Origin of the sequence: Ruegeria sp. HKCCD6157 (genome assembly GCF_013110685.1) — a bacterium.
Lineage (GTDB): Bacteria > Pseudomonadota > Alphaproteobacteria > Rhodobacterales > Rhodobacteraceae > Ruegeria.
Window position 1 is genome coordinate 1,768,676 of sequence record NZ_WVRB01000001.1, and the last position, 23,827, is coordinate 1,792,502.

At 59.1% G+C, this 23,827-nt stretch carries 25 protein-coding genes; 12 read left to right on the plus strand and 13 right to left on the minus strand.

What is annotated here, in order from left to right; translation table 11 throughout:
- The first annotated feature begins 94 nt into the window (after positions 1 to 94).
- From GS612_RS08490 to GS612_RS08535, 11 genes are all read left to right on the plus strand, one after another.
- Entirely contained in the window at positions 95 to 649 is a 555-nt protein-coding gene (locus tag GS612_RS08490; protein WP_152457714.1) for a DUF3305 domain-containing protein, read from the plus strand.
- On the plus strand, positions 646 to 1,227 hold the full coding sequence (locus GS612_RS08495; RefSeq protein ID WP_171639656.1) for a DUF3306 domain-containing protein: 582 nt from the start codon (positions 646 to 648) through the stop codon (positions 1,225 to 1,227). The genes GS612_RS08490 and GS612_RS08495 overlap by 4 nt, the downstream gene beginning before the upstream one ends.
- A gap of 4 nt (positions 1,228 to 1,231) precedes the next feature.
- Entirely contained in the window at positions 1,232 to 1,843 is a 612-nt protein-coding gene (locus GS612_RS08500) for a molecular chaperone (protein WP_152457712.1), read from the plus strand.
- Between the two features lie 57 nt (positions 1,844 to 1,900).
- Entirely contained in the window at positions 1,901 to 2,089 is a 189-nt protein-coding gene (locus tag GS612_RS08505; RefSeq protein WP_152457711.1) for a ubiquinol-cytochrome c reductase iron-sulfur subunit N-terminal domain-containing protein, read from the plus strand.
- Between the two features lie 105 nt (positions 2,090 to 2,194).
- The gene (locus GS612_RS08510; RefSeq protein ID WP_152457710.1) at positions 2,195 to 5,089 is read left to right on the plus strand and encodes a formate dehydrogenase subunit alpha; all 2,895 of its coding nucleotides are present in this window, start codon (positions 2,195 to 2,197) and stop codon (positions 5,087 to 5,089) included.
- A 12-nt stretch (positions 5,090 to 5,101) separates the two neighbouring features.
- Positions 5,102 to 5,695, plus strand: coding sequence for a formate dehydrogenase FDH3 subunit beta (gene fdh3B, locus GS612_RS08515; protein ID WP_010439472.1), 594 nt, complete (start codon positions 5,102 to 5,104; stop codon positions 5,693 to 5,695).
- Positions 5,696 to 5,806: 111 nt separating this feature from the next.
- Positions 5,807 to 6,157 (plus strand): putative quinol monooxygenase, encoded by a 351-nt coding sequence (locus GS612_RS08520; protein ID WP_171231803.1) that lies wholly within the window; start codon positions 5,807 to 5,809, stop codon positions 6,155 to 6,157.
- A gap of 27 nt (positions 6,158 to 6,184) precedes the next feature.
- A complete protein-coding gene (locus GS612_RS08525; RefSeq protein ID WP_171639657.1) occupies positions 6,185 to 7,381 on the plus strand; it encodes a formate dehydrogenase subunit gamma in 1,197 nt (398 codons plus the stop codon).
- Positions 7,382 to 8,644: a c-type cytochrome gene (locus tag GS612_RS08530; protein WP_171639658.1), complete on the plus strand. Its 1,263-nt coding sequence runs from the start codon at positions 7,382 to 7,384 to the stop codon at positions 8,642 to 8,644.
- A 13-nt stretch (positions 8,645 to 8,657) separates the two neighbouring features.
- Positions 8,658 to 8,783 (plus strand): hypothetical protein, encoded by a 126-nt coding sequence (locus tag GS612_RS20640; protein ID WP_256367747.1) that lies wholly within the window; start codon positions 8,658 to 8,660, stop codon positions 8,781 to 8,783.
- The gene (locus GS612_RS08535) at positions 8,784 to 9,656 is read left to right on the plus strand and encodes a helix-turn-helix transcriptional regulator (protein WP_171363009.1); all 873 of its coding nucleotides are present in this window, start codon (positions 8,784 to 8,786) and stop codon (positions 9,654 to 9,656) included.
- Positions 9,657 to 9,705: 49 nt separating this feature from the next.
- On the opposite strand, the gene GS612_RS08540 is transcribed toward GS612_RS08535, so the two are convergent.
- The 10 genes from GS612_RS08540 to GS612_RS08585 all read right to left on the minus strand — a co-directional run bounded on the left by GS612_RS08540 (position 9,706) and on the right by GS612_RS08585 (position 19,030).
- The gene (locus tag GS612_RS08540; protein WP_171639659.1) at positions 9,706 to 10,521 is read right to left on the minus strand and encodes a substrate-binding domain-containing protein; all 816 of its coding nucleotides are present in this window, start codon (positions 10,519 to 10,521) and stop codon (positions 9,706 to 9,708) included.
- A 22-nt stretch (positions 10,522 to 10,543) separates the two neighbouring features.
- Complete coding sequence (locus tag GS612_RS08545) at positions 10,544 to 11,278, minus strand: ATP-binding cassette domain-containing protein (protein ID WP_171639660.1); 735 nt, start codon at positions 11,276 to 11,278, stop codon at positions 10,544 to 10,546.
- Positions 11,271 to 11,984: an ABC transporter permease gene (locus GS612_RS08550; RefSeq protein WP_152457703.1), complete on the minus strand. Its 714-nt coding sequence runs from the start codon at positions 11,982 to 11,984 to the stop codon at positions 11,271 to 11,273. Before GS612_RS08550 ends, GS612_RS08545 begins: the two co-directional genes overlap by 8 nt.
- A gap of 157 nt (positions 11,985 to 12,141) precedes the next feature.
- Positions 12,142 to 13,131: an ABC transporter substrate-binding protein gene (locus GS612_RS08555; protein ID WP_152457702.1), complete on the minus strand. Its 990-nt coding sequence runs from the start codon at positions 13,129 to 13,131 to the stop codon at positions 12,142 to 12,144.
- Between the two features lie 59 nt (positions 13,132 to 13,190).
- On the minus strand, positions 13,191 to 14,036 hold the full coding sequence (locus GS612_RS08560; RefSeq protein ID WP_171231810.1) for an ABC transporter permease: 846 nt from the start codon (positions 14,034 to 14,036) through the stop codon (positions 13,191 to 13,193).
- On the minus strand, positions 14,036 to 14,950 hold the full coding sequence (locus GS612_RS08565; protein ID WP_171639661.1) for an ABC transporter permease: 915 nt from the start codon (positions 14,948 to 14,950) through the stop codon (positions 14,036 to 14,038). Before GS612_RS08565 ends, GS612_RS08560 begins: the two co-directional genes overlap by 1 nt.
- Positions 14,947 to 15,390, minus strand: coding sequence for a GNAT family N-acetyltransferase (locus GS612_RS08570; RefSeq protein ID WP_253286109.1), 444 nt, complete (start codon positions 15,388 to 15,390; stop codon positions 14,947 to 14,949). Before GS612_RS08570 ends, GS612_RS08565 begins: the two co-directional genes overlap by 4 nt.
- Entirely contained in the window at positions 15,380 to 16,177 is a 798-nt protein-coding gene (locus GS612_RS08575; RefSeq protein WP_171639662.1) for an ABC transporter ATP-binding protein, read from the minus strand. The genes GS612_RS08570 and GS612_RS08575 overlap by 11 nt, the downstream gene beginning before the upstream one ends.
- Positions 16,178 to 16,232: 55 nt before the next feature.
- Positions 16,233 to 17,687: a dihydropyrimidinase gene (gene hydA, locus GS612_RS08580; RefSeq protein ID WP_171639663.1), complete on the minus strand. Its 1,455-nt coding sequence runs from the start codon at positions 17,685 to 17,687 to the stop codon at positions 16,233 to 16,235.
- Positions 17,688 to 17,779: 92 nt separating this feature from the next.
- Entirely contained in the window at positions 17,780 to 19,030 is a 1,251-nt protein-coding gene (locus GS612_RS08585; RefSeq protein ID WP_171639664.1) for a Zn-dependent hydrolase, read from the minus strand.
- Between the two features lie 172 nt (positions 19,031 to 19,202).
- On the opposite strand from GS612_RS08585, the gene GS612_RS08590 reads away from it, so the two are divergent.
- Positions 19,203 to 19,811: a TetR family transcriptional regulator C-terminal domain-containing protein gene (locus GS612_RS08590; RefSeq protein ID WP_171639665.1), complete on the plus strand. Its 609-nt coding sequence runs from the start codon at positions 19,203 to 19,205 to the stop codon at positions 19,809 to 19,811.
- A 47-nt stretch (positions 19,812 to 19,858) separates the two neighbouring features.
- Here the strand turns inward: GS612_RS08590 and preA are convergent, their stop codons facing one another.
- From preA to GS612_RS08605, 3 genes are read right to left on the minus strand one after another with little or no spacing between them, the layout of a single operon-like run.
- Complete coding sequence (gene preA, locus GS612_RS08595) at positions 19,859 to 21,163, minus strand: NAD-dependent dihydropyrimidine dehydrogenase subunit PreA (RefSeq protein ID WP_171228556.1); 1,305 nt, start codon at positions 21,161 to 21,163, stop codon at positions 19,859 to 19,861.
- An 18-nt stretch (positions 21,164 to 21,181) separates the two neighbouring features.
- Entirely contained in the window at positions 21,182 to 22,018 is an 837-nt protein-coding gene (locus GS612_RS08600) for a methyltransferase domain-containing protein (protein ID WP_171639666.1), read from the minus strand.
- A 46-nt stretch (positions 22,019 to 22,064) separates the two neighbouring features.
- Positions 22,065 to 23,399, minus strand: coding sequence for an NAD(P)-dependent oxidoreductase (locus tag GS612_RS08605; RefSeq protein WP_171639667.1), 1,335 nt, complete (start codon positions 23,397 to 23,399; stop codon positions 22,065 to 22,067).
- Positions 23,400 to 23,827 lie beyond the last annotated feature (428 nt).

Sequence of the window (23,827 nt, forward strand, 5' to 3'; positions counted from 1 at the left end):
GACCAAAGTCGTAGAGCTTAGGCTTGGCACACAGCCAGTTTGTGTACCATAGTGGACTTGGAAAGGCAGGGGAGAGCCTTTCGGGGAGGAGCCAGTGGCCAAGGCCGCAAGCCAGACTGAAATGCCGGTTGGCGTCATCGTGCGCAAGACACCCGGGGTCACACGGTGGGCCCGGTGGAACTGGCGCGCTGTGGCCCTTTTACCCGGCGCGGGGCCGGCCGACTGGCAGGAACTGCGCCGCGAAGGCGATGCGGTCGAGTATCACGCGGCCACCTTGCCCCTGACGCTTTGGGCAGATGAAACCGAAGCCTACATGGTCAACCTGTCGGATGGTCAGCCTTCGCTGTACCTTGTGCTGCGGGACGAACTGAAGGGCGAAACACCCCTGAATGCAGTGCTGATCACCGCCTCTCCGTTCGAGGGGCAGGACTATGCGGATACCGGCGAAGAAATTGTCGAGAAGATCCCGATGACCGAAGGGTTGATTGCCTGGGTTCGCGATTTTACTTTGAAACATCATCAGCACGAAGTTTTCGTCAAGCGCCGCCGCGACAAGAAGCGGACAGATCTGGTTGAAGACGGTAAGGGTGATGCTCGTATCCGGCAGACGTCGGACGTGTATCGCGCCCCGAGAAAGGCGCTGCAATGAACCGGCCCGATGATTTCTGGTCTCGCCGAAAGGCCGCCGTTCAGGCCGAAGCCAAGGCCGAGGCACTAGCCCTTGAAGAACAGGCGATCGCAGAACGGCAAGCGGAGCTGGAAGAAAAGGATGACGCCGAGATCCTCGCCGAGTTCAACCTTCCCGACCCAGAGACCCTGCAACCCGGCGACGATGTTTCGGGCTTCATGGCCAAGGCCGTGCCTGATCGCCTGCGCCGTCGGGCTTTGCGTCGGCTGTGGCGGCTGAACCCGGTTCTGGCCAATGTCGACGGGCTGGTTGATTACGGCGAGGACTACACCGATGCGGCCTGCGTGATCGAAAACATGCAAACCGCCTATCAAGTTGGAAAAGGTATGATGGCACATATCGAAGCACTGGCGGCCGACGCGGAAGAGGCCAAAGACGATGCTGCTGAAAGCGAAGGCGATACGCGCGCTGAACCCGAGGCCGAGCCGGTCGAACCCGATACCGGGCCCGAGCCGGTTTCCGTCGCTCGGGCGGACGAGCCGGAAGAAATCGACCTTCCCCCGGCGCCACGTCGAATGACATTTGAATTTGAAGGATGACCGAATGACCGCAAGTGACGCGCACACTCTGGACGTTTCAGCCGAGGATCGCCTGCGCGCGGATTTCTACAACTTTCTGGGCTTGCTGCTGGCCGGTCCACCCGACCAGATGCTGCTGGATCAAATGGCGGGCCTCAGCGGGGATGACACAGATCTTGGTCAGGCCATCCAAGCCATGGCGCGGGTTGCAAAGGTCACCAAGCCCGCCGCCGCGGAGCGGGAATTCAATGCATTGTTCATCGGTTTGGGTCGGGGCGAATTGCTGCCATATGCCAGCTTCTACCTCACGGGTTTTCTGAACGAGAAACCTCTTGCGCAGCTCCGCAATGACATGGCGGTGCGTGGGATCACACGCGCCCAGAACGTGTTTGAGCCCGAGGACAACATCGCCTCATTGATGGAGATGATGGCAGGCATGATCGTTGGGCGTTTTAGAAGCCCGGCATCGCTTGAAGACCAGAAAGCGTTCTGGAGCAAACATATCGGCCCATGGGCCGCACATTTCTATTCGGATTTGGAAGCTGCTGAAAACTCGGTTCTCTATGCATCCGTCGGCACCGCCGGTCGGGTATTCATGGAGATCGAGCGCGAAGCGTTCCGGATGACAGCGGGGTAGCCCGCAAATCGCCGGTGCCCCGTGGGCACCAAACCGCAATTGGGACAGGAGGAGCCCATGAGCAAGACCAAGGAAGAAGGCACCACACGCCGCGACTTCCTCAAACTGGCCGGAACCGCAGCGCCTGCTGCTGTTGCCGCCGCCAGCCTGACTGGGAAAGCCGAAGCGGCCGAAGCGCCGACAGACGATACCCGCATCCAGGATACCGCGCATACACGCGCCTACATCGAAAGCACCCGGTTCTAGGATCGGACGTTTTCACACCCGACTGACGGTTGCGATTGGCCCCGACGTCGGCTTCAGCAGTACCAAGCCAGCCGTGGCATACACGGCGCGCAAGGGAGGAAACAAATGCTTAGGAAAAAGACCAACGGGGTTGCGAGACGCCCCCAGCGGACAAGTATCCTGTCCCAGGTCGGCGAGAAAACCGTCGATCGCCGCGCATTCCTGCGTGGCTCGGGCCTGACGATCGGCGGCCTTGCCGCGATCAGCGCCACGGGTGGAACCGTGACGCCAGCCAGCGCCCAGACCGCAGCCAACACGGCTGTCGAGAACATCAAATCCGTCTGCACGCATTGTTCGGTCGGTTGCACGGTGGTTGCCGAAGTTCAGAACGGCGTCTGGATCGGGCAGGAGCCCGGCTGGGACAGTCCGTTCAACCTGGGCGCCCATTGCGCCAAGGGTGCCGCCGTTCGCGAGCACGCCCATGGCGAGCGCCGCCTGAAATATCCGATGAAAAAGGAAGGCGGAGAGTGGAAGCGCATCAGCTGGGAAGAGGCGATCAACGAGATCGGCGACGGCATGATGAGCATCCGCGAAGAATCCGGGCCTGACAGCGTGTACTGGCTGGGTTCCGCCAAGCACAACAACGAACAGGCCTATCTGTTCCGCAAGTTCGCCGCCTACTGGGGCACGAACAACGTGGACCATCAGGCCCGGATCTGCCACTCAACCACGGTTGCTGGCGTTGCGAATACATGGGGCTACGGCGCCATGACCAACAGCTACAACGACATGCACAACAGCAAGGCGATCTTCATCATCGGCGGCAACCCGGCCGAGGCGCATCCCGTCTCGCTGCTACATATTCTGCGCGCAAAAGAGCAGAACAACGCCCCGCTGATCGTCTGCGATCCGCGCTTTACGCGTACCGCGGCGCATGCGGATGAATATGTCCGCTTCCGCCCCGGCACGGACGTTGCGCTGATCTGGGGTATCCTGTGGCACATCTTCGACAACGGTTGGGAAGACAAGGAATTCATCCGCACCCGTGTCTGGGGCATGGATCAGATCCGCGAAGAAGTTGCCAAGTGGAACCCGGATGAGGTGGAACGTGTCACCGGCACTCCGGGATCGCAGTTGAAGCGGGTTGCCCGCACGATGGCCAACAACCGTCCTGGAACGGTTGTCTGGTGCATGGGCGGAACGCAGCACACCAACGGCAACAACAACACCCGCGCGTATTGTGTACTTCAGCTTGCACTGGGCAACATGGGAACCTCGGGCGGAGGCACCAACATCTTCCGCGGTCATGACAACGTTCAGGGCGCAACGGACCTTGGTGTTCTTTCCCATACCCTGCCCGGCTATTATGGCTTGTCCGCAGGCGCATGGGGTCACTGGGCCCGTGTCTGGGGCGAAGAACCTGAATGGCTGGCCGGTCAATTTGCCACGATCAAGGACAAGGACGGCAAGGACAAACCGCTGCAGAACGAGCGCGGCATTCCTGTTTCTCGCTGGATCGACGGTGTTCTGGAAGACCCGGCCAACATGGATCAGGACAACAATGTCCGCGCCATGGTTCTGTGGGGCCACGCGCCCAACTCGCAGACCCGGATGACGGAAATGAAGACGGCGATGGAAAAGCTGGACATGCTGGTCGTGATCGACCCGTATCCCACCGTTTCCGCCGTTTTGCATGACCGGACCGATGGCGTTTACCTGTTGCCGGCCTGCACGCAGTTCGAAACCCGTGGCTCGGTCACGGCCTCGAACCGGTCGCTGCAATGGCGCGACAAGGTGGTCGATCCGCTGTTCGAAAGTCTGCCGGACGAGGTCATCATGGCCAAGTTCGCCAACAAATTCGGCTGGGCGGATCGGTTCTTCCGCAATATCGAGATGGAAGACCCGGAAACCCCGAATGTTGAAAGCATCACGCGTGAGTTCAACTCGGGCCTCTGGACCATCGGCTATACCGGTCAGTCGCCGGAACGTCTGAAAAGTCATATGGCCAACCAGCACACGTTCGACAGAACCACGCTGCAAGCCATTGGTGGACCAAACGACGGCGAATATTACGGTCTACCGTGGCCCTGTTGGGGCACACCGGAAATGGGCCATACGGGGACACCAAACCTCTATGACATGTCCAAACCGGTGGCTGAAGGCGGCCTGACCTTCCGTGCCCGTTTCGGCGTGGAACGCGACGGCGACAACCTGCTGGCCGAAGGGGTCTATAGCGTTGGATCGGAAATTCAGGATGGCTATCCAGAGTTTACGATGCAGATGCTGATGGATCTTGGCTGGGACGGTGATCTGACGGCCGAGGAACGCGCGGCTATCGACGCCGTGGCCGGACCAAAGACCAACTGGAAAACCGACCTGTCCGGCGGCATCCAGCGGGTCGCGATCGCACATGGCTGTGCGCCCTTCGGGAACGCCAAGGCCCGCGCGGTTGTCTGGACCTTCCCGGATCCGATCCCACTGCATCGCGAGCCGCTCTATACCAATCGGCGCGATCTGGTGGCGGACTATCCCACCTACGAGGACCGTCAGGCCTATCGCCTGCCCACCCTTTATGCATCGATCCAGAAGAACGACTTTTCAAAGGATTACCCGATAATCCTCACGTCTGGTCGTCTGGTCGAATATGAAGGCGGCGGTGACGAAACCCGGTCCAATCCGTGGTTGGCTGAGCTTCAGCAGGACATGTTCGTCGAGATCAACCCGCGTGATGCCAACAACCTTGGCATTCGGGACGGATCACAGGTCTGGGTCGAAGGCCCCGAGGGCGGCAAGGTCAAGGTGATGGCGATGCTGACCAACAGGGTCGGTGCCGGCGTGGCCTTCATGCCGTTCCACTTCGGCGGCCATTTCCAGGGCGAGGACCTCAGGGAGAAATACCCCAAAGGTGCAGACCCCTATGTGCTGGGTGAAAGTACCAACACCGCCCAGACCTACGGCTATGATTCAGTAACCCAGATGCAGGAGACCAAGGCGACTCTCTGCAAGATCTGGGCAGCGTAAGGAGGACGATTAATGGCTAGAGCAAAGTTTCTCTGCGACGCTGAACGCTGCATCGAGTGCAACGCCTGCGTAACCGCGTGTAAGAACGAACACGAGGTGCCGTGGGGCATCAACCGCCGCAGGGTGGTGACGATCAATGACGGCAACCCGGGCGAACGCTCGATCTCGGTCGCCTGTATGCATTGTTCGGATGCGCCGTGCATGGCGGTGTGCCCGGTCGACTGCTTCTATCAGAACGAAGAAGGGGTCGTGCTGCACTCCAAGGACCTGTGCATTGGCTGCGGCTATTGCTTCTATGCGTGCCCCTTCGGCGCGCCGCAATATCCGCAGGCGGGTAACTTCGGATCGCGCGGCAAGATGGACAAATGTACCTTCTGCGCCGGCGGCCCCGAAGAAACGCACTCAACCGCAGAGTTCGCCAAATACGGTCGCAACCGGATCGCCGAGGGCAAGCTGCCCATCTGCGCCGAAATGTGTTCCACCAAGGCCCTGCTCGCCGGTGACGGCGACGTGGTTTCCGCAGTTTACCGTGAGCGCGTCGTGGCGCGCGGTTTCGGCTCGGGCGCCTGGGGTTGGGGCACGGCCTACGACCAGAAAGACGGTTGAAATCGGGCTTTTGACAAAACAGCCTCCCGCCCTTTGCGGGGGGCTTTTCAGGTGATGTGATCGGGGATCCGTTTCCTGCAACGTCACAGCAAACAAATTTGAGAGGCGCGCATGACCAATCATGTTTACTGGCTGCTGAAGCTTGACCTCGATCTGGATAAAAAGGATGAGTTCGAAGCGCTTATGGCGGAAATGGTCGCGGCCACGCTGCAAGAAACCGGCGCCAGAAGCTATGAATGGCACATGACCGGTTCGGCTGTTCATATCTATGAACGCTATGCCAGTTCCGAAGATGCCATGATACATATGCAAAATTTTGGTGCTAACTTCGCTGAACGGTTTCTGGCCCTACTGACGCCAGTGGGATTGGACGTGTATGGTCCGGCCAAGGATGATCTTCGCGAAGCGCTCACGCCAGTCGGCGCCGTTTTTCACCAGCAAATCGGTGGATTTGACCGCTGATATGAAAATGCACAGGAGGATATCCCTATGCGTCTGATTCAGTTTCTGCTCGTTTCGATTTTTCTGACCGGAGCCGCATGGGCGCAAGAGACCTCTGAACCCACGGCGGATGAGCGCACCTCGACCGGCGGAGCAACAACCCTAGAAGACATTCTCGCCCGGCAGCGTGGTGAAACCGTCGACAACAGCTATCGTTCCGAGAACACAGGTCAGGGCAATGCCGAGGGGTTGCTGGGGCAGCTTGGCACGCGTGGTGTGGCCTCGGACAGTGACGTGTATCGCGCTTTGCGCTATGGCTCGGCTGATGTGACGGTGTCTTCTCATGGTCCGGCAGACAGCGTGCTGATTCAGGATGGCGGCATGTGGTGGCTGACCTTCCGCACCGGACCGCTGCGCGAATACGGCACCTATATCACAGTCGGGATGCTGGGCATCATCCTGTTGTTTTTCCTGATCCGAGGCAAAATTCGCATCGACGGTGAGAAAACCGGCCGCACGGTCACGCGTTTCAACGGATTCGAGCGGTTCGGCCATTGGCTGTTTGCCGGGTCGTTCCTGATCCTTGGCGTCACGGGCCTGCTGACGCTTTATGGGCGCGACTTCCTGATCCCGGTTTTCGGGAAAGAGGGCTTTGCGGCCCTCGCGCAGGGCTGCAAGTGGTTGCACAACAATCTGGCCTGGGCCTTCATGCTGGGCCTGATCATCGTCACGGTAAACTGGATTGCCCACAACATCCCAAACCGCGTCGATCTGAAATGGCTGGCCGCAGGTGGCGGGTTGTTCACCAAGAACAGCCACCCACCGGCCAAGAAGTTCAACGCCGGTCAAAAGATCATATTCTGGGCCTGCATCCTGCTGGGCGTCTCCATCAGCCTGTCAGGCCTGTCGCTGTTGTTCCCGTTCGAGATGCCCTTGTTTGCCAAAACCTTCCAGATCGCCAATGCAACCGGTATTCCACAAATGATGGGCCTGAACCTGCCGGAGCAGATGTCGCCGCAGGAAGAAATGCAATATGCTCAGGTCTGGCACGTGATGGTTGCTTATGTGTTCATTGCGATCATCGTGGCGCATATCTATCTCGGCTCTGTCGGAATGGAGGGCGCCTTTGACGCCATGGGCACCGGCGAGGTCGAAGAACAATGGGCCCGTGAACACCACTCTTTGTGGCTGGAAGAAGTTCAGGAAAAAGAGGCAGGCAAAACCGCCGCCTCGCCTGCTGAATAGATGCGGGGGCTGGTTCTGGCCCTGGCGCTGATCCCTCTGCCCGCCTTGGCCGAATTCTTCACACTCAAGGGACATGGCGGCCCAATCATGGGGATCGCCACAGCCCCGGACGGGCGCATCGCAACAGCCAGTTTCGACAATTCCGTCGGGCTGTGGGCTGATCGGACCCCCGAATGGCTGGAAGGTCACGAAGCCGCCGTGAACGCCGTTGCCTTCAATGGCACGGCCATCTACTCGGCCGGAGATGACTTCACCCTGCGCAAGTGGCCCGGTGGCGACGTGGTTGGGCGACATCAGGGCAAGATCGTGGGTCTGGCAGCATCCATGACCCACGTCGCAACCGCCAGTTGGGACGGAACGATTGGGCTTTGGCCCGTGAACGGAGCCGCGCCCACAACTCTTGGGCCAACCGGAAGCGGTGTGAACGCGGTGGTGTTTTCTTCTGATGGCACACGGCTTTATTCAGCAGGCATGGATGGGTCGCTGCGCATTTGGGATATCTCGACTGGGCAAGAGATCATCCGGCTCATCGAACACGGGTTCGGCATCAACGAACTGGTCCTGAATGAACAGGACAACTGGATCGCTTACGGTGCCGTTGACGGAGTGACCCGAATACTGGACCTTTCCACCGGTGAAGAACGCGATTTCACTCTGGATCGTCGCCCGATCCTTGCCATGGCGCTCAGCCCGGATCGTCGGTTTCTGGCCGTTGGTGACGGCGAAGGCTATATCATGGTCATCGATACCTCGGACTGGCGCATCGCGCAGGACTTTCGTGCAACGTCGCGGGGGCCAGTCTGGGCCCTGGCCTTTTCGGTCGATGGTGAAAACATCCATGCTGGCGGGATCGACGAGGCCATGTACAGTTGGCCGGTCAACGCCTTGTCCGACCGACCACAGATGGCTTCTGCCGAGCCGAGTTTTTTGCAAAACCCCGACGAGATGGACAATGGTGAGCGTCAGTTCGCGCGGAAATGCTCGATCTGTCACAGTCTCACCCCCGACAGCCAGCGCCGCGCAGGTCCCTCCTTGCACGGGGTTTTCGGCAGACGCGCGGGCACGTTACCGGGATATTTGTACTCGGATACGCTGCAAGGCTCTGATATCATTTGGAATGACGAAACGATAAATGCTCTTTTCGACGAAGGGCCTGACCATTACATTCCGGGGTCCAAGATGCCGATGCAGCGAATTACACAAGCTCAGGATCGTCAGGATCTTATTGCTTTTCTGCGCCACGCAACGGGTGCCCGGAACTGAACTGGAGGAGACCATGAAAGCCTTTCTTGCCGCGGTCGCCGCAATGGTCGTCATTGCAGTGGCAGCCCCTGTCGTGCTGGATCGGATCGGATTCACCGCCGCCGACGCCACGTCCGGCTCTGCCGTTCGCCTCGACTGAATGTCGCAATACCTGACCACCCGCGAACTGGCCGATTTGCTGCGCATCGGCGAGCGCAAAGCCTATGATCTTGCCTCCTCGGGCGAGGTGCCCTGTGTTCGCGCCATGGGCAAGCTGCTGTTCCCGCGGGCCGAGATCATTGCTTGGCTCAACGCGTCGCGATCCGGTCCGCAGGTGGCCGAACCGCCCCTGCCTCCGATTGTAGCAGGCAGCCATGATCCTCTGTTGGACTGGGCGCTGCGTGAAAGCGGATCGGGGCTTGCCACCTATTACGACGGCTCCTTTGACGGGCTGACACGGCTGAGCGAACGCAGCGCACAGGCGGCCGTGTTGCATATCCACGAAGACGGAGGGTTCAACGAAAAATCCCTGCGGGACGCCTTGGGCGAAGGGCCGGTGGTGTTGTACGAAGTCGCCCGGCGCAAGCGCGGGCTGCTTCTTGCCCCGGGCATATCGGATATCAAATCGTTCAAGGATCTCAAATCGCGCCGCGTGATCATGCGTCAGGACAGTGCGGCCAGCCAACACCTGTTCGATAGCCAGCTGGAAGCCCATGGCATGAGCCGAGACGATCTGGACGCAACCCCCGGCTGCGCACGCACCGAAGAGGAACTGGCCATCGCCCTTCACGGCGAAAAGGCCGAGGCCGGCTTTGGGCTGGGGGCTTTGGCAGGGCTTTACAACCTGGGTTTCGTCCCCACCCATTCCGAGAGGCTGGATCTGGCGATTTGGCGCAGGTCATATTTTGATCCGCCAATGCAGAAACTGATAACGCTGCTGCGCTCGGATCAATTTGCGCAAAGGGCCCGTGAATTCGGTGGCTACGACCTGTCGGGCCTGGGCACGATCCACCACAACGGTGCCAGCGGTTGAGCCCTCATCCGCCTTTTACCTTGTCAGGATGCGCCCGCCGCAGGCCGGCTTAGTCGGCGTTCGGAAAGAACACCTGCTGCCCGTCTAGCCTGAACGACGCAATCGCCTCCTGCCCGTCCGGCCCCGTCAGCCAGTCGATGAAACGCTGGCCGGCCGTCGCCCGCACATGCGCGTGCTTGTCAGGGTTTACAAGAATCACGCCGTATTGATTGAACAGGCGTGGATCCCCTTCGACCAATACCTCAAGATTTCCCCGGTTCCCAAACGACAGCCACGTGGCCCGATCCGTCAGCGTATAGGCATCCATTCCACTGGCCACGTTCAGCGTCGCGCCCATACCAGATCCGGTCTCGCGATACCACGTACCCGAAGTTTCGGCAGGGTCCAGCCCGGCTGCGGACCAATAGCCCAGTTCAGCCTTGTGTGTTCCGCTGTCGTCACCGCGTGATGCAAACGGCGCTTCGGCCTCGGCGATTTTCGACAGCGCGGCCAACACATCGGCGCCGCCGCGAATTCCGGCAGGGTCAGACTTGGGGCCGACCAGAACGAAATCATTGTACATCAGATTCTTCCGCTCTACGCCCCAACCGTCAGCAACGAACTTCTCCTCGGCCGGTTTGGAGTGAACCAAAAGAACATCCCCGTCCCCGTTGATGGCGTTGCGAATGGCCTGACCGGTTCCAACCGCCACGACACGGACATCGATACCTGAATCGGCTTCGAACCACGGAAGGATGTATTCCAACAGTCCCGAGTTTTGTGTGGACGTGGTCGACTGCACCACAATAAACGGCTCTTCCGCCGAAACCGCGCTGGTCAACAGGCCCAAAGCCACCGCCGCTGCCCGAATTGGTTTCCGGAACATCACTCTCTCCGCTTTCTCTGTTTCAGGTAACCAATCCGCCCGCCAAATAGCGGCGCGACGCATCGCTTTCGGGTGAATCCAAAACCTGTTTTGCCACACCATGTTCCACGACATGTCCGCCCTGCATCATGACCACGTCCGAGGCCAAACGACGTGCCTGACCGATATCATGCGTCACCATCACGATCCGCACGGCCCGAGCCGATGCCCGCAATATCATTCGTTCGATCATCTGGGTCGCGCTTGGATCCAGAGCGCTGGTGGGCTCGTCCAGAAACAAGGTCTCGGGGTCCAGCGCCAGCGCGCGGAGAATCGCCAATCGCTGCGCCTCTCCCCCGGACAATGACCGCGCAGGTTGTCTGGCCTTGCCGTCCAGCCCGCCTTCGGCCAGCAGTTCGGCGATACGGGCCTTACGGGCCCTTCGCCCCATGCCTTGACGCTTGAGAACGAAGTCAAGGTTCGCCGCAACCGATCGACGCAGCAGAACCGGTTTCTGAAACACCATGGCCTGGCGGGCTTTCTGTTCCGCGCGCAGCGGTTTTCCACCCTGGACGACCTGCCCCCGATCCGGCGTGATCAGCCCGTGCAGGCAGCGCAGCAACAGGCTTTTGCCTGCACCGTTGGGGCCAAGAATCAAAGTTGGCCCCGGCCCATCCAGAACCAATGACGAGACGTCCAACAACGCCTTGCCGTTACTGCGGATTTGCAGGTTCTCGACCTTCAGGCAACTCACCGCGTCGCAGAACAGGTCACGCATGACGTACCCCTTCCCGTTCGGCCCGCAGGCTAACCGCGCTGACCATCGCGTTCACGGCCACCGCGATCCCAATCAGAATTGCCCCCAGCGCCAGAGCCAGCGCTAGATTTCCCTTTGACGTCTCCAACGCGATCGTTGTCGTCATCACGCGCGTCACATGATTGATGTTGCCGCCCACGATGATCACCGCGCCGACCTCGGCAATGGCGCGCCCAAACCCCGCAAGCAAGGCCGTAACCAGTGCCAGCCGCGCATCCCAGAGAAGCACGGGAACCGATGCCAGCCGCGACACGCCCAATGATCGCAGCTGTTCAGAGTATTCCTCGGCCAGCATTTCGACCACCTGCCTGGTCAATGCCGCGATAATGGGTGTGACCAACACGACCTGCGCAATGATCATGGCCGTCGGGGTATACAATAGCTCTAGCACACCCAACGGGCCGGAGCGGGACAGCATCAGATAGACCAGCAGCCCCACGACCACGGGCGGGAACCCCATCAGGGCATTCATCAGAACGATCAGCATCCGCCGCCCCGGAAACCTGGCCACAGCCAGGGCGGCACCGACGGGCATGCCGATCAGGGCGGAAATCAGAACCGCAAACACGGATACTTTCAGGGACAACAGCACAATCGCCCACAGCTCTGAGTCTCCCTCAAAGATCAGCGCGATGGCAGAGCTGAATTCTGATGCAAATCCCTGCATTTTATCCCATTGAATTCACATTTCGTATGAAATGCGTTCGTTTACAGGTAAATACTACTCTGATTTCAGGTCGAGTACAGACACATATCCGGCATTTAGAATGAAAAACGCGGCCCCGATCGGGACCGCGCTTCAATTCATGAATAGAGGGCTGAGGTCAATTCAGTGCAGCATCGGTGATCTGATGTGTCCAGGCCCCTTCGGGCTTTTTGGTAATAACCGGATCGGACCCGCCTGCCAGCAATGTGTTGACGGTACGGTCGAAATCAGCCGGGTCCAGCGCGCCGTTCGACCCTGCGGTCAACTTGGCGATCTCACCCATCATACGCTTTTGGTGCTCTTCCGTCTGGGCACCGGTTGCATCGTTTTCCAGAACGATTTCCGCCGCTTCGTCCGGGTTCTCCTCGGCATATTTCCAGCCCTTCATCGACGCGCGAACGAACCGCTCCATCTTGTCGGCGAAAGCCGCATCGCTCAGGTTTTCTTCCAGCACATAGAGACCGTCTTCCAGCGTTGCCACGCCCTGGTCTTCGTATTTGAAGGTCACCAGCTCATCCGGGCTGACACCGGCATCGATGACCTGCCAGTATTCATTGTAGGTCATGGTGCTGATGCAATCGGCCTGACGCTGAAGCAACGGGTCGACGTTGAAGCCCTGCTTCAGAACTTCCACTCCGTTTTCGCTTTTGCCATCGGTGCTGATGCCCAACTGGCTCATCCAGCTCATGAAGGGAAACTCGTTGCCAAAGAACCAGACACCCAACGTGCGGTTTTTGAGGTCTTCGGGCGACGAGATCCCGGCGTCTTTCCAGCAGGTCAGCATCATGCCCGAGCTTTTGAACGGTTGCGCGATGTTCACCAGCGGCAGCCCTTTTTCACGGGCAGCCAGCGCGGCAGGCATCCATTCGACGGTCACATCGGCGCCACCGCCTGCAATCACTTGCGTCGGAGCGATGTCAGGCCCGCCGGGCAGAATGGTGACGTCCAGCCCCTCTTCTTCGTAAAAGCCCTTGTCCTTGGCAACATAATAGCCCGCGAACTGTGCTTGCGTGACCCATTTCAGTTGCAATGTCACCTCATCCGCCGCCAGCGCCGCACTGGCTGCCAGGCTAAAGGCGGCAACCGCCCCGCTGAGTAGCTTGTTCATCTTCATTTCTCCTAGTTGCTTGTTGTGCCCCAATTTCGGGGTCTGTTGATTTCTTTGTTTTATCCGCGCTGTGACGGGTGCCAGAAGGTCACCACTTTTTCGATCCCCGCCACCAGCCCATAAAAGGCCGTGCCGGCCAGTGCCGCAACAACGATTTCGGCCCAAACCATGTCCAAAGACAATTGCCCGACGCTGGTAGAGATCCGGAACCCCATACCAAGTGTCGGTGAACCGAAGAACTCGGCCACGATAGCGCCGATCAGAGCCAAAGTGGTGGAAATCTTCAATCCGTTGAAAATGAAAGGCATCGCTGCGGGCAAACGCAGTTTCATGAAGCTCTGCCAATAGGTTGCGGCATAGGTCTCCATCAGATCGCGCTGCATCGAGGTGGCTTCCCGCAGGCCTGCCACGGTGTTGACGAGCATCGGAAAGAACACCATCACAACCACCACCGCCGCCTTGGAATGCCAGTCGAACCCAAACCACATCACCAGAATGGGGGCGGTTCCGACAATCGGCAGGGCGGCCACGAAATTCCCGACCGGCAACAGGCCCAGGCGCAGGAAATCCCAGCGATCCACCGCAATCGCCATCAGAAAGGCCGCGATGCACCCGATGACATAGCCGCTGAGCGCGCCCTTGATGATGGTCTGCACAAAGTCAGCCCACAGGATCGGAAGGCTGTCCGCAAACCGCACCGCAATGACCGATGGCGCTGGCAGGATGACCAGAGGAACCTCAAGCCCGCGCACCAGAAGCTCCCAGATCCCGATGACCGTCAGGCCAAAGATCAGCGGGGCCAGAAACCGCACCATTCGGGTGTCAGCATAAGGCCCGCTGGCCAACCGGCTGTTCAACCACCAGCCCAAAAGCCAAAGCAGGACAGCACACAAAACCAGTATCATTACGCCATCCCCATCCGTTTCAATACGGCCCGTTCAATCAGCCCCAGCAGCCCGACCAGGCACGCCGCCAGAATGGCAGCCGCGAACAGAGCCGACCAGATCTGTACCGTCTGACCGTAATAGCTGCCGGCAAGCAATCGCGCGCCCAGACCGGCAACAGCCCCAGTCGGAAGCTCACCAACAATGGCGCCGACCAGCGACGCAGCGATCCCGATTTTCAGCGAGGTGAACAGATACGGCATGGATGCCGGCAGGCGCAATTTCCAAAAGCCCTGAGACCGGCTGGCGTTATACGTCCGCAGCAAGTCCAGCTGCATCGCATCGGGGCTGCGCAGGCCCTTGACCATGCCGACGACAACCGGAAAGAAACTCAGATAGGCCGATATGATCGCCTTGGGAATGATGCCCTGGATACCGACGGAATACAGCACCACGATGATCATCGGCGCTAGCGCGATGATCGGAATGGTTTGACTGACAATGGCCCATGGCATGACCGACAGGTCCATCACGCGGCTATGCACGATACCCACGGCCAGAAGGATCCCCAGGCCGGTGCCAATCGCAAACCCAAGCATCGTCGCGCTGAGCGTGACCCAGCCATGATAGATCAGCGACCGTTTCGAAGTGATCTTTTTCTGGACCGTCGTTTCCCACATTTCCATGGCGACCTGATGCGGGGCCGGCAGTCGAGGCCTGTCCTGTTCCCACGTGGCCGGGATGGCGAATGCGTTGTTCAAAACAAGACCAACCTCAGACATGTCCCGCCGGTCCTTGGCGGATGGCGGCTGCACGACGGCCCCCGCGCGTTCCTGTTCGGTCAACACGCCCTTTATGTTCATCGGAATACAGGCCACGTACCAGAACAGAACAATTGCGGCGATGACGGTGAATACGGCGATGACCTGCTTCATGCACGCCACTCCATCCGATAGACGGGCACGGTATCCGGCGGCACAGGGGGCTCCTCGGCCGTCACTTCAAACCCTTCACGGCGATAAAAGCGTTGCGCCGCCGTATTGGGCCGGTGCGTCGTCAGCCAGAGAAAATCCCGGCCTTCTTTTGCTTTGTCGACAAGGCGCTTGCCAATACCCTGCCCCGTCCGGCTGCAATACAGCGCGCCGATTTTATTCTGTGCCGGGTCCACTGACATGTAGCAATCGACCGGATCACCGGCGACCCACATTTCACGGCTGTCGAATGCGTCGCTGATCAGCTTCGCCAGTTCATCGACCGGCAGTTCGTCGGGCATCCAGTCCGTTTGCGTGGCCCAGTCGTGAACAACCCTGGCGCAGGCAGGCACATCGTCTGGCGCCGCGCGCCGGATCTTATCCGCATTCAGCTCAGCCGTCATTGGAATGCCCACCCCGCAAACCTTCGCGCACACGGTGCGCGACCTCGATGAACTCCGGGGTGTCGCGAATGTCCAGCGGCCGTTCCTTGGGCAGCGGGCTGTCAATCACATCGGCGATCCGCCCGGGCCGTGGGCTCATCACCACGATCTTTGTGCTCAGATAAACCGCCTCGGGAATGGAATGCGTCACAAATCCGATCGTCTTTTCCGTACGCGCCCAAAGCTCAAGAAGCTGCTCGTTCAGATGGTCCCGCACGATCTCATCCAGCGCCCCGAACGGCTCGTCCATCAGCAGGATATCCGCGTCGAACGCAAGGGCCCGAGCAATACTGGCCCTCTGCTGCATCCCACCGGACAACTGCCAGGGAAACTTGCCGCCAAACCCTTCCAAATCAACAAGTTCCAGGACCTTTCTCACCCGCTCATCCTGTTCGGCAGCAGGGTATCCCATGATCTCAAGAGGCAGTTTTATGTTCTTTGCAATGGTGCGCCAGGGATATAGGCCCGCCGCCTGAAAGACATACCCGTACGCCCGGTTTCGACGCGCCTCATCAGGCGTCATGCCATTGACGGTCAGCGTCCCGCCCGTAGGTGTCTCCAGGGCTGCGATACAGCGCAGAAAGGTGGTTTTGCCACAGCCGGACGGCCCGATGAAACTGACGAAATCGCCCTTGTCGATTGTCAGGTTCACGTCTTTAAGCGCGTGTACTGGCCCATCATTGGTCTGGAATGTCAGGTCCAGCTGCCTTGCCTCGATGACGGGCTGGGTCGTGCTTTCAGTGTTCATTTTATTGCCTTGAAAAGAGTGGTGTCAGGGCCGCCAGAAAAGCCGCCCCAACTGATCAAACACCGGTCGCCGGAATTCCTGTCCGCTCGACGGGCCTTGGGGCGGTCAGCTCTTTCCAGGTGCTCAGCGCCTTGTTGACGGTGGTGTTCGCCTCGCGCGCGACAAAGTCCCCATGACCTTCCTGCGTCCGGATTTCACCGTCATGTACCGCCACCTGACCCCGCGTCAGGGTAAAGCGCGGCAGACCTTTGACCTCTTTGCCCTCGAACACATTGTAATCAATCGAAGATTGCTGCGACGCGGCGCTGATCGTCTTGCTTTTCTCAGGATCCCAGACCACAAGATCAGCATCCGCCCCCACCAGGACCGAACCTTTTTTAGGGTAGCAATTCAATATCTTGGAAATGTTTGTTGAAGTAACAGCCACGAATTCGTTCGGTGTCAGACGCCCGGTGTTGACCCCATGTGTCCACAACATCGGCATCCGGTCTTCCAGCCCGCCGGTGCCGTTCGGGATCTTGGTGAAATCCCCGACGCCAAAGCGTTTCTGTTCGGTTGTAAAGGCGCAATGATCGGTTGCAACCACGCTCAGCGTTCCCGATTGCAGGCCATTCCACAGGCTGTCCTGATGCTGTTTGTTGCGGAACGGAGGGCTCATGACCCGTCGCGCCGCATGGTCCCAATCCTGATTGAAATATTCACTTTCGTCCAATGTCAGGTGCTGGATCAGGGGTTCTCCCCACACCCGCTTGCCCTGCATTTTTGCCCGGCGGATGGCTTCATGCGCCTCTTCACACGAGGTGTGTACAACATACAGCGGGACACCCGCCATGTCCGCGATCATGATAGCCCGGTTGGTGGCTTCGCCTTCCACCTGCGGCGGGCGCGAATACGCATGTGCCTCGGGGCCGGTATTGCCTTCGGCAAGCAGCTTGGCACTCAGCTCTGCCACCACATCCCCATTCTCGGCATGCACCAGGGCGGTACCGCCAAGCTCGGCAAGACGCTTGAACGAGGCGAACAGCTCATCATCATTCACCATCAGCGCGCCCTTGTAGGCCATGAAATGCTTGAAGGTGTTGATACCGCGCGTCTCGATCACGGTTTTGATGTCGTCGAACACCTGTTCCCCCCACCAGGTCACCGCCATGTGGAACGAATAGTCACAATTGGCCCGTGTCGACTTGTTGTCCCAACGTTTAAGCGCATCCAGCAGGCTTTCACCCGGATTGGGAAGTGCAAAATCGACGACCATGGTGGTACCGCCCGCCAGGGCCGCCCGCGTCCCGCTTTCAAAGTCATCACTGGAATAGGTGCCCATGAACGGCATTTCGAGATGGGTATGAGGATCAATCCCGCCCGGCATCACAAAACAGCCGGTTGCGTCCAGTTCCTTGTCCCCCGTCAGGTTCATACCGATTTCGGTGATCACGCCGCCCTCGACCAATACATCCGCCTTGTAAGTCAAATCCGCGGTGACAACGGTTCCGTTTTTGATGACAGTACTCATTTTGAACTCCCTGATGCGGTCTGCGCCGCTTGCTTCATCTGGCCAAAAATATCCCGGGGGAGTCGCCCTCGGGGCGACGGGGGCAGCGCCCCCTATTCCACGATTTCGGCAGTCTCGACCACGGCATGCAGCAGTACATCCGCCCCGGCTGCGGCCCATTCCTTGCTGATTTCTTCGGCTTCATTGTGGCTCAGCCCGTCAACACAGGGGCACATGATCATCGCGGTCGGCGCAACCCGGTTGATCCAGCAGGCATCATGCCCCGCGCCCGAGATGATATCAGTGTGCGAATAGCCCAGCCGTTCGGCTGCGTTTCGCACGGCCGATACGCAAGCATCGTCAAATTTCACCGGATCGAACCCGCCGACTTTCTCGAATTCGATCTGAAGACCCATCTCGTCAACGATGTCCTCGGCAGCCACCCGCAGGCGGTTTTCCATGTCGGTGATCACCTCCAGTTCGGGCGAGCGGAAATCGACCGTAAACACCACCTTGCCCGGGATCACATTGCGTGAGTTCGGGTAGACATCGATATGCCCTGCCGCACCCACCGCATGCGGAGCATGAGACCATGCGATCTCGTCGACTTTCTCCAGGATCCGCGCCATGGCCAGCCCGGCATTCTTGCGCATCGGCATCGGTGTCGATCCGGTATGCGCGTCCTTACCCGTTACCGTGATCTGCGTCCAACTCAGCCCCTGACCATGGGTGACGACGCCGATATCCTTGCCCTCGGCTTCAAGGATCGGCCCCTGTTCGATATGCAGCTCAAAGAACGCATGCATCTTGCGGGCGCCCACCTCTTCATCACCACGCCAGCCGATCCGGTTCAGCTCATCCCCGAACTTTTTGCCCTCAGCATCTTCGCGGTTGTATGCCCAGTCTTGCGTGTGCATCCCGGCAAATACGCCTGAAGACAGCATCGCCGGCGCGTAACGCGTGCCTTCTTCGTTTGTCCAGTTGGTAGCGACGATCGGATGTTTCGTATTGATCCCCAGGTCGTTCAGCGTCCGGATCAGTTCCAGCCCACCCAGGACACCCAGCACGCCGTCAAACTTACCGCCTGTCGGCTGCGTATCCAGATGCGATCCCACGTAAACCGGCAGCGCGTCGGGGTCAGTGCCTTCGCGGCGGGCAAACATGTTGCCCATCTGGTCAAGCCCCATGGTGCACCCTGCTTCCTCGCACCATTTCTGGAACAAGGCGCGGCCTTCCGCGTCCTCATCCGTCAAGGTCTGGCGATTGTTGCCACCGGCGACACCCGGGCCGATCTTGGCCATCTCCATCAGGCTGTCCCACAACCTGTCGCCATTGATCCTGAGATTCTGCGCCGGAGCTGCCATGTTCATTTTCCCTGTTTGCTGGCGAGTTGGCTCGCTTTTGATGTCTTGATTTGACCATATGGTCAAACTCACGCTATCACGGGTTCGGTATCAGTCAAGAATTTGCGCGGTTCAGCTGAAATTTTCAGTACGTCCCGCACCTGTTCGACGAAAAAAGAGACACGCTGAAAACATGCCAAAAGACCGCGCACCGACCCGTATTCAGAAAAAGAACCGCGCCGCGATTCTAGAGGCCGCCCTGAACGTGTTTTCAGCCCACGGGTTTCGCGGCGCAACCGTAGACCAAATCGCGGCAGAAGCAGGTCTGAGCAAGCCGAACCTGCTGTACTATTTCCCATCAAAAGAAGCGATCCATACTGAATTGCTGTCCGGCCTGCTGGATACCTGGCTGGCTCCGCTGCATGATCTGGACGCCGACGGCGATCCGATGGAGGAAATCCTGGCATACATTCGGCGCAAGTTGCAGATGAGTCAGGAGCTACCACGGGAAAGCCGCCTTTTTGCCAACGAGCTTGTACAGGGCGCGCCGCGTATTCACGATGCATTGTCCAATGATCTCAAGACACTGGTCGACGAAAAGGTCACGATCCTTACCGGCTGGATGGATCAGGGAAAAATCGCGCGGGTGCACCCCTACCACCTGGTGTTTTCGATCTGGGCCTTGACGCAGCACTATGCAGATTTCGATGTTCAGGTTCGTGCAATTCTGGGCAACGAAGATCCGTTCGAGGGCGCAGAAACTTTTGTTGACACGTTGTACCGCAAACTTCTGAGCCCCTGAAAAAAGGGGCCGAAAAAACGGCCCCTTTACGATCTGTCGCAATCCCCTCATTCGGCCGCCTTGGCCATCGGGTTGTTCGGATGCGTCGTCCAGTTCGCATAGGTTGGCTGAACTTCTTTTCCGGTCCGGGGATCAACCTCGCCCGCTGCCATCGGCACCATATCGATGCAGCCTTCGATCGGACAAACATCGACGCAGAGGTTGCAGGCGACGCATTCGTCATCCATCACCTCAAAGACGCGGTCCTCGGACATGGAAATCGCCTGGTGGCTGGTGTCTTCGCAGGCCGCATAACACCGGCCACACTTGATGCACTGATCCTGATCGATCTTCGCCTTGGCGACGTAGTTGAGGTTCAGATACTGCCAGTCGGTGACATTGGGCACCGCACGTCCGATCACTTCATCTATGCTGGAATAACCCTTCTCATCCATCCATTCCGACAGCCCTGCCGTCAGTTCGTCGATGATCTTGAAGCCATAAGTCATCGCAGCGGTGCACACCTGAACGTTGCCGCAACCCAACGAGATGAACTCGGCCGCGTCACGCCAAGTGGTGACGCCGCCGATGCCGGAAATCGGCAGGCCCCGCGTCGCCTCGGCCCGCGCGATCTCGGACACCATCGACAATGCAATGGGCTTGACGGCGGGGCCGCAATACCCACCGTGGCTGCCTTTGCCGTCAATGGACGGTTCAGGGCTGAACGTGTCCAGATTGACGCTGGTGATCGAATTGATGGTGTTGATCAGCGACACCGCATCCGCGCCACCGTTTCTGGCTGCCGCAGCCGGTTTGCGGATGTCAGTGATGTTCGGCGTAAGCTTAACGATGACCGGACGGTCGTAATACTGTTTGCACCAGCGCGTGACCATCTCGATATATTCCGGAACCTGCCCCACGGCCGAGCCCATACCACGTTCACTCATCCCATGAGGGCAGCCGAAGTTCAGCTCGATCCCGTCCGCACCGGTTTCTGCCACGCGTGGCAGAATGGCCTTCCATGCTTCTTCCTCACACGGAACCATGATCGACGCGATCAAGGCGCGATCCGGGTAATCGGATTTGACCCGCGCCATTTCCTCGAGGTTCACCTCGAGAGGGCGATCCGTGATCAGCTCGATATTGTTCAGGCCCAGCAAACGGCGGTCGGCCCCGTAGATTGCGCCATAGCGCGGGCCATTCACGTTCACAACCGGAGGTCCTTCGGCGCCCAGCGTTTTCCAGACAACCCCGCCCCACCCGGCCTCAAATGCACGGCGCACATTGTATTCCTTGTCCGTCGGCGGCGCAGAGGCCAGCCAGAACGGGTTGGGGCTGGAAATGCCCAGAAAGTTTGTCGTCAGATCGGCCATGGCTTCTCCCTTCCCGGCTCAGCCGGATTTTTTGAATATCATTTCGGTCGGGCGAATACGCCCGGCCTTGAGGTTTTTGACGTAGTTTTGGAACTTTTCGGGCGCCGTTTCGCCCATCATCAGGTGGATTCCCAGCGGCGCTGGTCCGGTCTCGGCTATCTTGGCAAACACGTCTTCGAAGAACTGGATCGCAAACGCGGTGCGGTCTGTTTCGGCAACCAGCTCAAGACCAGCCGCGGCCGCGGCGTCTTTGTATACCTCTGGCGCGTGAACAAAGGAGGTTTCCGGCAAAGTGGACCAGGGAAGCGGAAAATCCAGCGGCTCATCCACCTCTCCGCCCATGACGTCGAACAGGGCAAAGGTGCCACCGGTGGCCAGAACGCGTGACACTTCAGCGAACAGCCCCGCTTTGTCTTCGATATTCATGCCCACATGCATCATGACGGCAAGGTCGAACCCGGCATCCGGCACAGGCATGTCCAGAGCACTGCCAACGTGAAAGCTTGTCTTTTCGGAATGTCCGACCAGATCGCTGAGCGTAGTTGCGGTTTCCACGAACTCGGGCGTCAGGTCGACCCCTGTTACCGTTGAGTCATATTTGTCCACTATGTACCGGGATGTGCCTCCGATGCCGCATCCGATATCCAGAACGCGTGTCGCATGGGTCGGGGAAAGTTGCGCAAACAGGTTGTCGGTCGCAAGAACGCCTCCTGTATGGAATTCATCCCCCGCCTTCAGATCAGCGACCGTGGCCGCATCCGGGTCGATGCCGCTGGCCTCCAGCGCCGCGCGGACGCGTTCGGTCAGTGCACCGGTGGTATAGTGTTGAGCAACGGCTTGTTCGATCTGGGACATGGGAATACCTCAGCAGCGAAAGGAATGGGGTGAATACCCCACCCTATCACGAAACGAGCGTCGCGTGGATGTCCATCGCCGCGTCCCGACCTTCGGCAACAGCCGTTACCGTCAAATCTTCGCCGCCCGCAGCACAGTCGCCGCCAGCCCAGACACCAGCCAAGGAGGTTCGGCCAGCGCCGCTGACGGCGATCTTGTTGCCATCCAGCGTCAGGCCTTCGGGTGCGCCCTCCAAGGTCTGTCCAATGGCCTTGAGAACCTGATCGGCCTGCAAGCGGATCGTTTCTCCGGTTCCGATGAGCTGACCGTTCTGGCTGGATGTATATTCCAGCTCGATCTCGGTCGCGGTACCATTGCCGTGGATGGCCACCGGCTGAACATTGGTCATGATCCGAACGCCATGCGACGCTGCCAGGTCCTGCTCGTACCGGCTGGCCCCCATGGCATCCCGGCCGCGGCGATAGGCAATCGTGACGTTTTCGGCGCCCAGAAGCTTGGATTTCACGGCGGCATCCACAGCTGTCATGCCCCCGCCGATGACGACCACATTCCGTCCAACGGGCAGATCGGCAAGGTCGCTGGCCTGCCGCACGTCCGATATGAAATCGACCGCGGCCCGCACACCGTCCTTGTCGACGCCGCCTGCACGCAAGGCGTTGACACCGGCAAGACCGATGGACAGAAACACCGCGTCGTAGTTTTCGACCAGCCCATCCAACGAGATGCTTTCGCCCAAAATCGATCCGGTCTCGATTGCAATCCCTCCGATTTTCAGCAGCCAGTCCACCTCGGCCTGTGCAAAATCGTTGGTCGATTTGTAGGCTGCGATACCATATTCATTCAGGCCGCCGGGTTTGGGCTTGCTTTCATGGATCACCACGTCATGGCCCAGCATCGCCAGCCGGTGGGCACAGGCCAGACCCGCAGGCCCGGCCCCCACAACGGCAACTGTCTTGCCGGTCGAAGGCGCCCGTTCAAACGGATGCACACCCGAGGCCATGATTTCATCGGTAGCGAAACGTTGCAGGCGCCCGATCTCAACCGGCTTGCCCTCGGCGGCTTCGCGAACGCAGGCCTCTTCGCACAGCGTTTCGGTTGGACAGACCCGAGCGCACATTCCGCCCAGAATATTCTGTTCCAGAATCGTGCGCCCTGCTGATTGCGGTTGACCGGCTTGAATCTGGCGAATGAACAACGGGATATCGATATCCGTTGGACAGGCCGTCACGCATGGCGCGTCATAGCAGAAATAACAGCGATCTGCGGCTACTGCGGCCTCATGCTGCGCAAGCGGCGGATGCAGATCGGTGAAATTCGAGGTCAGCTCATCGCTTGAGAGCCGCCCGGCTACGATACCGGGTGCCATCTGGCCCTGTGCCATCACTCTACTCCCTGTAGATATGTTTGTTATGCTCTCAGCTTGCCACAAATAATTTTTTTATCAATTGGTAAAATTTGCCAAATGGTCAAAAAATAAAAAGCCATGCAAAAACAACCGTGTTTTTGGGCGCTTCGCTTAGGAATTAAGCACGAAAAGCGTTGAATCATTGGGTCCGAAGGCAGGATTTGCCCACGAAAGGGCTGTGCGGGTATTGGCAAACAAGGTTCGGTGAGCATCGCACGCCACCGATTTCACCTTTCGACATGAACCGGGCCAACCTCGGAAAATCCGCAAAAGGACCTTGCTCAACCCTTTCTCGGCGCGATGAGAGGAATGCCATAGATAACAAGAAATCAAACTTTCGGCTTTTGACGCCCCACCCCGCTTGCTGTAACCCGGATCAAAGGGTGCCGGTTCCGGCAGCTTTC

Excerpts from the sequence above, each read along its gene's own strand:
- GS612_RS08525 (WP_171639657.1), top strand. The coding sequence starts at position 6,185 with ATGCGTCTGATTCAGTTTCTGCTCGTTTCGATTTTTCTGACCGGAGCC.
- GS612_RS08495 (WP_171639656.1), top strand. The coding sequence starts at position 646 with ATGAACCGGCCCGATGATTTCTGGTCTCGCCGAAAGGCCGCCGTTCAG.
- GS612_RS08505 (WP_152457711.1), top strand. The coding sequence starts at position 1,901 with ATGAGCAAGACCAAGGAAGAAGGCACCACACGCCGCGACTTCCTCAAA.
- GS612_RS08545 (WP_171639660.1), bottom strand. The coding sequence starts at position 11,278 with ATGCGTGACCTGTTCTGCGACGCGGTGAGTTGCCTGAAGGTCGAGAAC.
- GS612_RS08555 (WP_152457702.1), bottom strand. The coding sequence starts at position 13,131 with ATGAACAAGCTACTCAGCGGGGCGGTTGCCGCCTTTAGCCTGGCAGCC.
- GS612_RS08575 (WP_171639662.1), bottom strand. The coding sequence starts at position 16,177 with ATGAACACTGAAAGCACGACCCAGCCCGTCATCGAGGCAAGGCAGCTG.
- GS612_RS08605 (WP_171639667.1), bottom strand. The coding sequence starts at position 23,399 with ATGGCACAGGGCCAGATGGCACCCGGTATCGTAGCCGGGCGGCTCTCA.
- GS612_RS08510 (WP_152457710.1), top strand. The coding sequence starts at position 2,195 with ATGCTTAGGAAAAAGACCAACGGGGTTGCGAGACGCCCCCAGCGGACA.
- GS612_RS08600 (WP_171639666.1), bottom strand. The coding sequence starts at position 22,018 with ATGTCCCAGATCGAACAAGCCGTTGCTCAACACTATACCACCGGTGCA.
- preA (WP_171228556.1), bottom strand. The coding sequence starts at position 21,163 with ATGGCCGATCTGACGACAAACTTTCTGGGCATTTCCAGCCCCAACCCG.
- GS612_RS08500 (WP_152457712.1), top strand. The coding sequence starts at position 1,232 with ATGACCGCAAGTGACGCGCACACTCTGGACGTTTCAGCCGAGGATCGC.
- GS612_RS08520 (WP_171231803.1), top strand. The coding sequence starts at position 5,807 with ATGACCAATCATGTTTACTGGCTGCTGAAGCTTGACCTCGATCTGGAT.
- fdh3B (WP_010439472.1), top strand. The coding sequence starts at position 5,102 with ATGGCTAGAGCAAAGTTTCTCTGCGACGCTGAACGCTGCATCGAGTGC.
- GS612_RS08560 (WP_171231810.1), bottom strand. The coding sequence starts at position 14,036 with ATGATACTGGTTTTGTGTGCTGTCCTGCTTTGGCTTTTGGGCTGGTGG.
- GS612_RS08535 (WP_171363009.1), top strand. The coding sequence starts at position 8,784 with ATGTCGCAATACCTGACCACCCGCGAACTGGCCGATTTGCTGCGCATC.
- hydA (WP_171639663.1), bottom strand. The coding sequence starts at position 17,687 with ATGAGTACTGTCATCAAAAACGGAACCGTTGTCACCGCGGATTTGACT.
- GS612_RS08540 (WP_171639659.1), bottom strand. The coding sequence starts at position 10,521 with ATGTTCCGGAAACCAATTCGGGCAGCGGCGGTGGCTTTGGGCCTGTTG.
- GS612_RS08590 (WP_171639665.1), top strand. The coding sequence starts at position 19,203 with ATGCCAAAAGACCGCGCACCGACCCGTATTCAGAAAAAGAACCGCGCC.
- GS612_RS08565 (WP_171639661.1), bottom strand. The coding sequence starts at position 14,950 with ATGAAGCAGGTCATCGCCGTATTCACCGTCATCGCCGCAATTGTTCTG.
- GS612_RS08550 (WP_152457703.1), bottom strand. The coding sequence starts at position 11,984 with ATGCAGGGATTTGCATCAGAATTCAGCTCTGCCATCGCGCTGATCTTT.
- GS612_RS20640 (WP_256367747.1), top strand. The coding sequence starts at position 8,658 with ATGAAAGCCTTTCTTGCCGCGGTCGCCGCAATGGTCGTCATTGCAGTG.
- GS612_RS08570 (WP_253286109.1), bottom strand. The coding sequence starts at position 15,390 with ATGACGGCTGAGCTGAATGCGGATAAGATCCGGCGCGCGGCGCCAGAC.
- GS612_RS08585 (WP_171639664.1), bottom strand. The coding sequence starts at position 19,030 with ATGGCAGCTCCGGCGCAGAATCTCAGGATCAATGGCGACAGGTTGTGG.
- GS612_RS08530 (WP_171639658.1), top strand. The coding sequence starts at position 7,382 with ATGCGGGGGCTGGTTCTGGCCCTGGCGCTGATCCCTCTGCCCGCCTTG.